This is a genomic window from Rossellomorea sp. DUT-2 (assembly GCF_052665285.1).
Genome location: NZ_JBQPEO010000001.1, coordinates 374,853 through 387,449, shown reverse-complemented (window position 1 = coordinate 387,449; position 12,597 = coordinate 374,853). Strand labels below are relative to the sequence as shown.

The following is a 12,597-nucleotide window of genomic DNA, read 5'->3' as shown; positions in this document are numbered from 1 at the left end:
ATTAATGATAAAATATGAATCAAATTGTTAAAGTAGGTGTACGTATTGGAACAGTATATTAACCCTCGGGTCAAGGACATCCAGATATCGGGTATACGAAAGTTTTTTAATATGGTGGCAGACATAGACGACATCATTTCCCTGACAATCGGTCAGCCGGATTTTCCTACCCCACAACATGTTAAGGACGCTGGTAAGGCTGCCATTGATGATGACTTCACTACCTATACCCATAATGCTGGATTCCTCGAATTACGAGAAGCTGCGGCTTCATTTGTAAAAGAAAAATATAATGTACATTATAACCCTGTGAATGAGGTCATAGTCACAAACGGCGCTTCTCAGGGGATCGATGTGATCCTTCGAACGCTATTATGCGAAGGAGATGACTGCCTTATCCCAGGACCCGTGTATCCAGGCTATGAACCGATCATTAAACTTTGCGGTGCTAATCCCGTACATATTGATATCACACAAAATGATTTCAAGTTGGATGCCTCTCTTATTGAAGGTAGCTTAACTCCTTCTACAAAATGTATTATATTACCTTATCCATCCAATCCAACAGGGGTAAGCCTGTCAAAAGCAGAATTAAAAGAGATTGCCGACTTGCTAAAGAATAGAAATATCTTTGTGTTGGCTGATGAAATTTATAGCGAGCTTACCTTTGATGATTCGCATTATTCGATTGCCGAATATTTAAGAGAACAAACCATCGTCGTCAATGGTTTATCTAAATCACATAGTATGACCGGTTGGAGGATCGGGCTGGTATTCGCTCCGGAATCGATTGCTAAGCATCTTCTAAAGGTTCACCAGTACAATGTTTCCTGTGCTTCTTCCGTCTCCCAGAAAGCTGCCTATGAAGCTCTTACAGCCGGAAAAGATGATGCTGTAGATATGAAGAAAGAATATAAAAAACGAAGGGACTATGTATACAACCGATTAGTTGGGATGGGATTTGAAGGAATCGTCAAACCTGACGGAGCCTTTTACTTTTTCGTCAAAATACCTGATCGGATTCTTTTGAGTTCATTTGATTTTTCCTTGGCACTTGCCCAAGAGAAAAAGGTGGCTGTCGTACCCGGGGATGCCTTTTCAGAACTCGGAGAAGGTTACTTCCGACTATCCTATGCCTGCTCCATGGAACAGCTGAAAGAAGGACTCGACCGTATCCACTCCTTCATCCTAACCTGACAAGAGGGACGGACCTTGCATAACAAGGTCCGTCCCTCTTCATGTCACCCTTTATATTCACCGTTATTTTTAGATGCTTTTTCTTTTTTGGCTTTGTCTTTGTGTATTTTGTTTGTTGCCGCACTTCCGATTTCGTGGGCAAATTCCGCATTGATCTTAGAAGAATCGAACCCTTTTTTGTTCTTTTGTTGTGGATCATTCTTTTTTGTACGTTTCGCCATTGCTTTTACACCCCTTTTATTGATCATGCTTATCCTTCAATGGATCAGCATAAGATTATTATTCGCTTTCTTCTTTTTCGCTATACGAATCAACTCCCGGTATAAAAATAGCAAAAAAAGAACCAACCCAGTTAGCTGAGTTGGTTCAAAAAAAGGAAAAGGGGGTGTTAGTGAGAAATTAATCTCCAATTTCATGCTTAATTATAGAATACCCGCTTTCCAGAATGATAAACCGCCCATCTGAAAAAAATTCACTTTTTTTCAGATGAAAAGTTATTTCAGTAAAACACTTTAAAAAAGCGCTTTCATAACGTATAATAAACAAGTAAATTCTGAGAAGAGAGGTTCTGACATGTATATGAAAGAACAGTATGTTTTCAGAAACGATCAAATTTATAAAGCCGTTATCAGAAATTATGGCAAGGATGATTTCGACGACTTGATTTCCGTTCAAAAAAGAGCATTCCCACCTCCCTTCCCATCAGAATTATGGTGGAATAAGGACCAGCTCGCCCATCATTTGTCTCATTTCCCTCTGGGGGCGATGTGTGTGGAAGTGGACGGGAAATTAGTGGGGAGTATGACAAGCTTAATTGTCGACTTTGATCCGTTAGAGCCGCATCATACATGGGAAGACATAACGGATGATGGATATATCCGGACTCACAATGAGAATGGAAATACATTGTATGTGGTGGATCTATGTATCGACCCTGATTACAGGGGATTTAAGCTTGGAAAAGTCTTGATGAATGCCATGTTTGAGATTGTGGTGCATTTACAGTTGGATCGCTTACTCGGCGGCGGTCGGATTCCTTCCTATCATAAAGTGGCCGATGATTTTTCGATTGAGGAATATATTCAGAAATTAACGAGTGGAGAATTCAAGGATCCCGTCATTACGTTTCTTCTGCAAACAGGACGCACTCCATTAAAAGCGGTTAAAGGGTACCTGAAGGATGAAGAATCATGTGACTATGGGATTTTAATGGAATGGAAAAATCCTTTTAAAAGTTCAAGGTTCTAGCACGTTTACAAAATGATGTACTCCCTGAAATAGAAAAAGGGATTGAAAGAACAATATTGTTCCTTCAATCCACAAGAAAGGGGGAAATGAGAATGAAAAGGCCCAAAGGGTGTGTGCCTTATTCTTCACAGATATATTACCCTCATTTCAACCTTTTAAACCTACATTTATTCCATTGATGTCGCTTTTTTCACTGCAGAAATAACAGCATCATTGGTGTCTAATTGTAGTGCTTGCTCTGCCAGTTCTTTCATTTCAGCACGGTTCAACTGACGGATCTGAGAACGTGCCTTCAAAATGGACGTTGCACTCATTGAGAACTCATCCAAACCTAATCCAAGTAAGATCGGTACTGCAATCTCATCTCCGGCCATTTCACCACACATACCTGCCCATTTGCCTTCTTTATGAGCCGCATCAATCACCATTTTGACTAGACGTAAAATGGCAGGGTTATACGGTTGGTATAAGTAGGAAACCCGCTCATTCATGCGGTCGGCAGCCATTGTGTACTGAATCAGATCATTGGTTCCGATAGAGAAGAAATCTACTTCCTTGGCAAAAACATCCGCCATGACGGCTGTGGATGGAATTTCTACCATGATTCCCACTTCAATATGTTCCGCTACATTTGTACCATTCTTAAGAAGAGCTTCTTTCTCTTCTTCAAGGATAGCTTTCGCTTCTCTGAACTCTTGAAGATTTGAAATCATCGGGAACATGATTTTCAGATTTCCAAATGGACTGGCCTTTAATAACGCTCTAAGCTGAGTACGGAAGATATCCTGTTCGTCCAGACAAAGTCGGATCGCACGATACCCCAGGAATGGGTTCATTTCTTTCGGAAGATTTAAGTAAGGAAGCTCTTTATCTCCACCGATGTCAAGGGTACGAACCACTACAGGTTTCCCTTCCATACCTTCTAATACAGCCTTATAAGCTTCGTATTGCTCGTCTTCAGACGGTAATTCATCACGACCCATGTATAGGAATTCTGTACGATACAGGCCTACACCTTCTCCGCCGTGATTCTTCACCCCTTCAAGATCCTTAGGTGTCCCAATGTTGGCAGCAAGTTCAACATGCTCCCCATCCTTGGATACCGTTGGTTCATTGACAAGCTTCGCCCATTCAGCTTTTTGTTCTTCATATCGGGCATGCTCTTTCTTATACTCTTCGATGACTTCCGGAGTCGGATTAATATGTACTTGTCCATTTAATCCGTCAACGATGATCATGTCACCATTTTCAACAGAGGAAGTAATGGATTTCGTTCCCACTACAGCTGGAATCTCCATTGAACGGGCCATAATGGCCGAGTGGGATGTTCTTCCACCGATATCTGTTGTAAATCCTTTAACAAATTCACGGTTTAATTGTGCCGTATCAGATGGTGTCAGATCCTCTGCGATCACAATCACTTCTTCTGTCACCATGCTAGGGTTCGCAATCTGCACGCCTAAGAGGTGTGAAAGGACACGTTTCGTCACGTCACGGATATCCGCGGCGCGTTCTTTCATGTATTCATTGTCCATGGATTCAAACATGGATACAAACATATCCGCTGTTTCTTTAAGGGCGAATTCAGCGTTTACATTTTCAGATTTCACTTTGTCTTCGATTGGTGTCAGTAGTTCTGGATCGCTTAGGACAAGAAGATGCGCTTCAAAGATTTGAGCTTTATCTTCACCTAAATCTTCTCTTGCTTTATCACGGATCGCTTCAAGCTCTGACTTTGACGTCGCAATGGCTTCCTGGAAGCGTGATACTTCCTGTTCAGCATTGTCTACGTTTTTCTTTTCAAAGCTTAAGTCGGGTTCAACTAAGCGATACGCTTTCGCTATGGCGATACCATTTGATGCCGCAATTCCTTTTAAGAGACTGGACATTACTCAGCTAAACCTTCTTTGTTCAACGTTTCCTGTAAGCTGTTTAACGCTTCATCTTCGTCGCTACCTTCAGTAATGATTGTGATTTCTGCACCTTTACCAACACCTAAAGACATAACACCCATGATTGATTTCAAGTTTACTTTCTTTTCTTTGTATTCTAGATGTACATCGCTGTCGAATTTGCTTGCCGTTTGAACCAATAGAGTTGCCGGACGAGCGTGAATTCCTGTTTCAGCTGTAACTGTAAATGTTTTTTGTGCCATGTAAATCGACTCCTTAATTTATCTTGTTTTTGGTTGCTTCATTAAAGTAATGGATTATGTAGAATACGTCAACTATTTCTAGTAAATAATCCATTCCTACTATAAAGCTGTTCAATAAAAAAGAATAGCATGCAATGAAGAGATACACAATTGTAAAGCTTGATTTTTTTAGTATTTCATAAATTTCCCACTGTTATGAACCTATTTATGTAAAATTTCATGTACCTTAATCAAAAAAAAATCCCCCTCAGCAATGTGGGAGGGAATCTTTAGTATGAGTCATTTTATTCAAAATAATACTATTTTCTTTCTACCGGTTCTGATTTAGTCTTCATGATATTGTAGCCGATTTTTGCTTTTATGATGGTCCCCTTCAGTGTCATTTCATGATCTTCAGAGGTGTTTGTATATACGTTTACTAAGTCACATATGCAGCGAGAGAATAATTCTGAGAGTTGCTTTAATTCCTGTACCTCATGCTTGCCGTCCTCTTTCATTAGTTCTTCTAAGACATCCATGGCTAAACTCTTCACTCTTAGCGCCTGTTCTGTTTGGTAATTCATATAGCACTATCCCCTTTCCTTTCCTTCCATTCTTTTCTATCATATGCAGGAAAAAACTAGATTAGAACAGGAGTGCTATATGGTATTTATACATTTAATTGGGCATCTCTCGTAAATAATTGCTTATATCCCATTAATATAAAGCAGATGACTGTTAAGGCTACACTCCCCACTATGCCTAAAAGTATGGCAATCTGATACTCGATGGCCACTAATGGACTTATCCCTGAAAGGATCTGCCCTGTCATCATTCCAGGTAAAAAGATGATGCCCATCCCTAACATATTATTGAGAGTGGGAAGAATCGCTGCATCAAAGGCATTATCTACATATTTCTTCGAGGCTGCTTTTGGGGTTGCTCCGAGCATGAGGGCACCTTCTACCTTTTCTCTTTGATCCATTAATCCCCCTAATAGAGTATTGATCCCCAATGTGATGCCCGTCATGGAATTCCCCACAATCATTCCCGCAATGGGTATGAAATATCTCGGTTCGTACCAAGGGGAGAAATGGATCACCACCATATTAAAGTAGAATAAGCTAATGAGTGTTCCAATTAGTAAAGAGAAGGCCGCAATCCCTTTCAGTTTCTTATCCATCTCGTATTTAACCTGTTTAAATACATTCCTGACGGCAAAGGCTTCCATAATTACAATGATGCCTATCGTAAGCCACGGACTTGGGTGATCAAAAATATAAGTTAGTATGTAACCTGCCATGATTAACTGAATGGTCATTCTAAAAGAGGCCAGGATGATCTGCTTCTCCCTGGAAATCCCTCTCCACTTCACAATGAATAACAATAGAAGAACGAAGACGTATGCTGCTATAAATCTCCACAGCTCAATATCAATAATGCCTTTTTCCAATATTACTCTCTCCTTCTTTTATTTTGCTATGGTAATGATCTCTTCACCATATTGCTCGGCAACGTTGGTCGAATGAGTGACCATGACGATGGTTGCTCCATGACCTTTGGCAGTTTCGATAAAGCTTTTCATCACTTCAATCTCTGTTTCCTCATCTAAGGCAGACGTTGGCTCGTCCAATAAATAGACAGGTGGCTTCATCAATAGCACCCTAGCAAGGGACAGGCGCTGTCTTTCCCCTCCGGATAACCGTTCAGCAATTCCATCCAAAGGTTTATCCAGCTTTACGATTTCCAGTGTCCTCATGAGCTCCTCACGACTTGCAAGGGGCTTTCCCGAAAAAATAAGACCCTTCTGCAAATTCTCTTCTACTGTATCCCCGAACAACAAGGGCGTTTGTGAAATCATCACTACTTCTCTACGTAGTTTTACAGAGTCCATTTCTTGTAAAGGAGTCTCATTATAATAAATCGTTCCTTCATCTGGTAGATTCATTTTATTCAGCAATTTTAGAAGAGTAGATTTTCCCGCACCGCTTTCACCGATGAGGCAGGTTGTTTGGTTTGAGGATATCTCCATATGATCGATGCTTACTATATTTTTAAATATTACGTTTTCTATTTGAAACAGCATTAGCTCCACCTCTCCTAAATTTACATTTATCATACCCTAAAGGAGCATGAAATAAAGAAGCTGGTGCCCGAAAGGAGAACTTCCGGCACCAGCTTTATTCATGTCGTGTATTCAAGGATTCGATATGTTCACGGATTCGTTTTGTAAATAAATTCACTTCGTCCTGTTCCGGAACTCCACGTCCATATCTCACACGTTCGTATATAGTGAAAAACTGGGCATTTTCTTTCAAATCAATTCTAGCAAACCATGCTTGGACATTTTCATTCGGAAGCCTGCCCACTTCCTTCTTGTAAGCTTCTTCTTCTAACATTCCCATCGATTTCCTGATTGCGTCCCTTGCTTTAGAATATTCGACCTGCTCTTTTTGGTTATGCGTATCAGCCTCTCCTCCTGCCCGGGTCATCATGACAGGGGTTGTCCCCTCATTCAAGGATAAATGTAAAGACGTTTTTCTTTTCTTGAACAAATAAATGATTGCAAAAAAAACCAATAGGGCCAGCAATGCCTCATCTACCCATGAAAACGAAAGTCCGTCACCAAGGGTATTGAGCTGGGATTCATCATACGTTTGTTGTTCAATCTCATTTCCGTCTCCCTTTTCCGGATTACTTTCAAAAAACTTCATAATCAAATCCCTTAATTTAATCAATATATTAAAAATCGGGTCGATCAAGAAGGAGAATAACCAAAACACTTTTTCAAGGAGCCAATAGACTCCTTGGCTGACCACTGAACTAACCGCTGCAAGTATCCCACCGCTGACAAACACGATGAGCAGGAGGGCAAAAGGCTTGTATTTACTCTTCTTTACTCCTTTACTATCGCTGGCCAACATCCTTTGAAACGAAGTGAAGGTCCCAATGAACGCGAATAATAGAAATAGCAGACTGTAAACCAGATATGTGTTTTCCAACTGTCTTATGGATCCCGAGAATAAAGAAACAGCAGAGATAAATAGAAAAATCAATACGTTCCCACTGCTGATTTCAATTGAGGGGTCCTTGATCTGTAGATAGGAGCTGATTCTCCAGTGCAGAAAGATCGCAGCGGGAAACAAAACCCACCAGGACGCCGAGAATAATAGGATCCCAATTCCAACCCCCAGGGCAAACACCGCAAATAACAGGAGGGGATTGAAGCTCTGCACTTTGAAGGATATGGCCGTGTAAGTCAGTATCAAGACCAACATCATTGCAAAAGCGGGCACGTATTGGTTCAATACGACGTCTCCAGTAAATAGAAACGTAATGGCCAGCAGGACAAACAAAAGATCAATTCCTGCATACAGCCCCATTTTGATAAAATGCATTTTTTTATGTTTTGCTAGGAAGGAATTTTCAATGAACGATTCCATAATGTGACGACTCCTTGTTCTTCTTCTAAGCTCAGCTTAAAGATATGTGGATGGCCTTTGCCGATACTCTGCAATAAGTCCTCTTCCCTTGACCCAAGCGAACCGGCGACAATAAAGACGGACGGTACCAGTCGACGTAGATATAAATGCTGGAGGACGATGTGGAAGGGCATGGTGAATTCATCGGTCGATAAGGTCGCTAAAAGCTCCAGCCCTCTCTGCCTGTGCTTCCTTCCTGTCCCTGGCGGCAAATAATAATAAGGTGTATGTCCCGGTGTTCTCACATTTAAGACCAGGGAAAAAGAGATGTTTTGTTCCACGGCAAGTTGCATAAGATAAGCTGCATGCTTGATGATTCCCTCCAATTTGCTTGTAATGGCAAAACGATCCGAGATATTGATGGCAATCATCCACTCATTTTGAGTAGCAGGCGCGAAGATTTTCGTTTGCAGCTCGCCGGTTCGCGCAGAAGCCTTCCAATGAACGTCCTGAAATCGGTCTCCCTGTACATAGCCCCTTGTACCTACGGGGTGGAACACATCATGAAACAAAGAATGGGGGGTAGATACGTCCCCTTGCCTTAATGTAAGCTGTTGTTCCTCCATTTTAACAGGTGATGAAGAAGGGAAAACCATAATGGTGGTTGGAACTGAATCGAGCAGATTCAGGAGAACCTTACCACTTCCGAAAAGATGAGGGATCTCAAGTTGCATATTGGTAATACGGCATAATCCTCTTCTCTTGCCTTTGACCGGCAGCGAAATCTGCCCCTCTTCATTTTTTCGAATGGAGAATGGGATGCATACCTCGATCTCGTTCGCAATTCCCAATGAATATGGATGCTTTGTAGGCTCTACAATATCTTTAAATGTCATCTTCAATGTTGCTCCCCAAATGGGAAGTCCTTTGTTTTCAAGTTTAAACACCCAATTATCTTCCTCGTCACAATGAAGCTTTAATCTGCGTTGGGATCTTTCAATCATGACTCCCTCTCCAACTTTTAGCAGATACCATTGATGAACGCGAAAATAGAGGATGATCAATAGGAAAATCCCCAATCCAACATACGATTGTACATAGAAGCTCGCTGCCCCGACAATGACAAGGAGCACTAAACTTATGGATATATAAGGGTCTTCTACTACTTCGCGCTTCCAGTTCACTGCGCCTTCCTCGCTTCAACAGGCAGCATGGCCATCTCTATTATTCTGTCAATCAATTCTTCAGGTGTCCTAGTAAGGGATGCCTCAATGGTTAATTGAACTCTATGCTGAAGGACAAATGGCGCTACCGCTACGACATCCTGGGGTCTGACGAAATCCCTCCCCGCTATGAATGCCTGAGCCTGGGATGCTTTTAAAAGAGCTAAACTTGCACGTGGACTCGCCCCTACTTCAACCCATTCATGCTCCCTTGTCGCCCTTGTGATCTGAAGGATATAAGATTCGATATCCTCAGAGATATGTACCTCTTTAACGAGACTTGAAAGAGATTGAATTTCACCCAGGCTCATCACCTTTTCTACAGTATGTAAAGGCTGTGAAGATTTAAATCGATTAAGAATACTGCGCTCCTCTTCGAAACTTGGATAGGCAAATGGAATCTTCAACAGAAAACGATCCAGCTGGGCTGCAGGTAGAGGAAATGTCCCCTGCTGTGATTCAATCGGGTTTTGCGTCGCTACCACAATGAACGGAGGCTGTAATGATACCGTTTCTCCATCGATGGTGATCTGTTTCTCTTCCATCACTTCAAGTAAACTTGCCTGGGTTCTGGGAGTAGCTCTATTAATTTCATCTGCTAATAACACATTAGTGACAACTGGTCCGGTCCTCAATTCAAATTCCTGGGTTTTTGGATTGAAAAACTGAATGCCTGTGACATCACTCGGCAATACATCCGGTGTAAATTGTATTCGCTTAAAATCTCCTTCAATACAATGTGAAAATGTCTTAGCCAATAATGTTTTACCGGTCCCCGGTACACTCTCCAGCAAGACGTGCCCTTCCTGAAGTAAGGCAATCAATAGAAGATCCACTTCTTTCTCCCTTCCAATCAGGACTTTGCTCATTTCTTTTTTTATATTTTGTATAGTTGACACCTTTGCTCCCCCTCTATTTATCTATTGATCTTTAAAACAGTAGTCAATATTTATCGAATATTCTTGAAATACAACATCCTCATTATACCATAGTATGTTGTTAAAATATCCCTTTTCCCGAACGATAAAAAACCGGTCACCATCCCTTTCTTGGATTCGTAACCGGTAGGTCTTCTATGTTCATACAAATTTTTATCAATACTTATCCTATCCCCAGAACTATGTTAATGCTCATAGATCATCTTCCGTGTCATTCCACCATCCACCACTAAGTTTTCCCCAGTAATGAAATCATTATCAGGATGAGCCAGAAATAAGCATGCCCTTGCTATGTCTTCGGGTTTTCCGACTCTGCCCGAAGGGTGCTGGTCATGGTCCTTGTCCCGTAATGATTCATAATCATCGGTTTGAATCCACCCGGGACTAATTGAATTCACCCGAATCCCAACTTCACTCAGTGTTATGGCCATTGAATGAGTCAAACTGACAATCCCCCCTTTTGTTGCAGAGTAGGCTTCCGTATCCGGCTCAGACATCGAAGCTCTGGTAGAGGCCATATTAATGATGCAAGCTCCTCGGTTCTTCATTAAAGCGGCCCCCTCTCTACTGCAATAGAAGACACTGCTTAAGTTTGACGATAGAATGCTGTCCCAGTCCCCGGGATCCATCTCCCAAAATGACATGAACTTCGAAACACCTGCATTGTTAATAAGTACGTCCACCACGCCATGATCTTCTTTTATCTTTGAAAAGACATTTTTCACTTGTTGATAGACTCCTACATTCACCTTATGAAACCGTGTTGAATAACCTTCTGAATTAAGCCGCAGGGATAATTCCTCCCCGTTATCCCCATCCATGTCCATAAATTCAACAGCTGCGCCTCGCTTCGCAAATTCTTCTACGAGCGTTTTACCGATCCCATTCGCTCCACCTGTTATGCAGACAATTTTATCATTCAACCTTGTCATCTCCCTCTATCTTCAATTATTTTCATTTACGATTTACTGATCATTCTTCCTAAAAAGCATACCCTTTCCACGTGGCCCTCAACCCTCTCTCAGACATATAGAAAAGGATTAACCTGTGGAAATGCCGGGACATTCCAAGGTTAATCCTTTTATTTATTGAACTATCTTATTTTTTGTAGGTTTATTACGATCATTACGCTGATGAATATTGATTAAGGCATCCAGCTCTTTACTAAGTTGAATGGTGGCTGGACTGCTAAGCCCAAAACGAACGCCTGACTGTATCATCTTCCATCTTACCGTTTCAATTCGAGCCACAATGGTCCCATTCATCAACATCACCTCTTTTTCTTCCCTCTATTTTACTATTAATTCCACGTAGAGAAAAGAAAAAAGTATCCGAACGCTATTTTATATTGAGTGAAATCCTGCGTAATGATTATTTTGCGAAGCGGTGTTTTCCAATGGTTAGCAATGTGTCTCTATTGGTAATCCAATCGCTTGTAGATGTTACGGGATTATAGAAGAAGAGAGAACCTTGTCCCTGTCCTCTGAAAGCCAAAGCCTCTTGAACAGCGTCTCTCGCTTCCTGAGAAGGCGCTTTGTTGATTTCCCCGTTTTGAACAGGTGAAAAGGCATAATGACCGTTTGCTACCTGGTAGATTACTTCTTTAATAGAGTTAGGGAATTCAGTGGAATCCACTCGGTTTAAAACAACGGTTGCGACAGCCACTTTACCTGCATATGGTTCTCCTTTGGCTTCTGCATGAACCAGTTTTGCCAGTAACTCGCGATCTTCAACCGTTACTTCATTTTCCGGTATCGCTAACGTTTGACCTGGATGAATTTCATTCGCTTTCAAGTCGTTCTCTTTTTTGAGTTGAAGGACAGATACAGATTTCTCCTTACCTATATCCCAAAGAGACTCACCATTTTCTACAGTGTGTACTCCTTTAGCTGCAATAGTTTGAGTAGAGAATGAAACAATCGAAAGTGCTGCAATCCCTACTAGTAAGCTTTTCTTAATCATATTTCTACCTCCTAATTAGCGCTCCCCATTAAGATAACAACGAATAAACAGGATTTCATCAGGTAATGGTTACCACCTTCCGTTTTTTGTAGCCTACCAAGGCATTCTAAAAAACCATAGTGCTACATATATTGGAAATGAACAAAAAAAACGGAGGATCTAAATCCCCCGCTTCTTCTAACTTCTTGGTGTATCTAAATAGTGATAAAGAATATTACCGCCATGCTGAGCCACTCCACGAAACTGTTTAAAATCCTCTTGTTTAACGAGTACAGATCGAAAGGTAAGAAAGTCTTCTTTCATCACTCTTATTTCTTCAATCTCTTTTGTGCGTAATAAATTTAATTGTTCAAGAATTTCTGTTTCATTCATATCCAAACCTCCATCCTGAATGTCTCTATTGTAGGTTTAAAAGGATGTAAACCTCAAGAGTAATTTTTTTGATGAAATTTTTAGAAAACTCTTTACCTTTT

Annotated in this window: 15 protein-coding genes; 2 read left to right on the top strand and 13 right to left on the bottom strand. The window is 41.1% G+C overall.

All coding sequences use genetic code 11. The features are described 5' to 3' along the window. The first annotated feature begins 45 nt into the window (after positions 1 to 45). Entirely contained in the window at positions 46 to 1,197 is a 1,152-nt protein-coding gene (locus ACOSV2_RS02030) for an aminotransferase A (protein WP_428973747.1), read from the top strand. 44 nt (positions 1,198 to 1,241) lie between these two features. Here ACOSV2_RS02030 and ACOSV2_RS02025 read toward each other — a convergent pair whose 3' ends face one another. Then, a complete protein-coding gene (locus tag ACOSV2_RS02025; RefSeq protein ID WP_172655616.1) occupies positions 1,242 to 1,418 on the bottom strand; it encodes a hypothetical protein in 177 nt (58 codons plus the stop codon). A gap of 352 nt (positions 1,419 to 1,770) precedes the next feature. Here ACOSV2_RS02025 and ACOSV2_RS02020 point away from each other — a divergent pair, with 352 nt between their 5' ends. Then, entirely contained in the window at positions 1,771 to 2,445 is a 675-nt protein-coding gene (locus tag ACOSV2_RS02020) for a GNAT family N-acetyltransferase (protein ID WP_428973746.1), read from the top strand. Positions 2,446 to 2,612: 167 nt separating this feature from the next. On the opposite strand, the gene ptsP is transcribed toward ACOSV2_RS02020, so the two are convergent. From ptsP to ACOSV2_RS01960, 12 genes are all read right to left on the bottom strand, one after another. Further along, complete coding sequence (gene ptsP, locus ACOSV2_RS02015; protein WP_428973745.1) at positions 2,613 to 4,334, bottom strand: phosphoenolpyruvate--protein phosphotransferase; 1,722 nt, start codon at positions 4,332 to 4,334, stop codon at positions 2,613 to 2,615. Beyond that, complete coding sequence (locus ACOSV2_RS02010) at positions 4,334 to 4,600, bottom strand: phosphocarrier protein HPr (RefSeq protein WP_098440935.1); 267 nt, start codon at positions 4,598 to 4,600, stop codon at positions 4,334 to 4,336. Before ACOSV2_RS02010 ends, ptsP begins: the two co-directional genes overlap by 1 nt. Positions 4,601 to 4,899: 299 nt before the next feature. Continuing rightward, positions 4,900 to 5,163 carry a hypothetical protein gene (locus ACOSV2_RS02005; RefSeq protein WP_428973744.1) on the bottom strand — a complete coding sequence of 88 codons (264 nt, stop codon included), beginning with the start codon at positions 5,161 to 5,163 and terminating at the stop codon, positions 4,900 to 4,902. A gap of 86 nt (positions 5,164 to 5,249) precedes the next feature. After that, positions 5,250 to 6,032, bottom strand: coding sequence for an ABC transporter permease (locus tag ACOSV2_RS02000; protein WP_428973743.1), 783 nt, complete (start codon positions 6,030 to 6,032; stop codon positions 5,250 to 5,252). 18 nt (positions 6,033 to 6,050) lie between these two features. Continuing rightward, a complete protein-coding gene (locus ACOSV2_RS01995) occupies positions 6,051 to 6,665 on the bottom strand; it encodes an ABC transporter ATP-binding protein (protein WP_428973742.1) in 615 nt (204 codons plus the stop codon). Between the two features lie 94 nt (positions 6,666 to 6,759). Beyond that, the gene (locus ACOSV2_RS01990; protein WP_428973741.1) at positions 6,760 to 8,022 is read right to left on the bottom strand and encodes a hypothetical protein; all 1,263 of its coding nucleotides are present in this window, start codon (positions 8,020 to 8,022) and stop codon (positions 6,760 to 6,762) included. Further along, complete coding sequence (locus ACOSV2_RS01985) at positions 7,992 to 9,185, bottom strand: DUF58 domain-containing protein (protein WP_428973740.1); 1,194 nt, start codon at positions 9,183 to 9,185, stop codon at positions 7,992 to 7,994. Before ACOSV2_RS01985 ends, ACOSV2_RS01990 begins: the two co-directional genes overlap by 31 nt. Then, the gene (locus ACOSV2_RS01980) at positions 9,182 to 10,123 is read right to left on the bottom strand and encodes an AAA family ATPase (RefSeq protein WP_428973739.1); all 942 of its coding nucleotides are present in this window, start codon (positions 10,121 to 10,123) and stop codon (positions 9,182 to 9,184) included. The genes ACOSV2_RS01985 and ACOSV2_RS01980 overlap by 4 nt, the downstream gene beginning before the upstream one ends. 224 nt (positions 10,124 to 10,347) lie before the next feature. Continuing rightward, a complete protein-coding gene (locus ACOSV2_RS01975; protein WP_428973738.1) occupies positions 10,348 to 11,094 on the bottom strand; it encodes an SDR family NAD(P)-dependent oxidoreductase in 747 nt (248 codons plus the stop codon). 153 nt (positions 11,095 to 11,247) lie between these two features. Next, a complete protein-coding gene (locus ACOSV2_RS01970) occupies positions 11,248 to 11,427 on the bottom strand; it encodes a Spo0E family sporulation regulatory protein-aspartic acid phosphatase (protein ID WP_428973737.1) in 180 nt (59 codons plus the stop codon). Between the two features lie 106 nt (positions 11,428 to 11,533). Further along, on the bottom strand, positions 11,534 to 12,124 hold the full coding sequence (locus ACOSV2_RS01965; RefSeq protein ID WP_113968420.1) for a cell wall hydrolase: 591 nt from the start codon (positions 12,122 to 12,124) through the stop codon (positions 11,534 to 11,536). 177 nt (positions 12,125 to 12,301) lie between these two features. Then, positions 12,302 to 12,496: a hypothetical protein gene (locus ACOSV2_RS01960; RefSeq protein ID WP_428973736.1), complete on the bottom strand. Its 195-nt coding sequence runs from the start codon at positions 12,494 to 12,496 to the stop codon at positions 12,302 to 12,304. Positions 12,497 to 12,597: the final 101 nt, after the last annotated feature.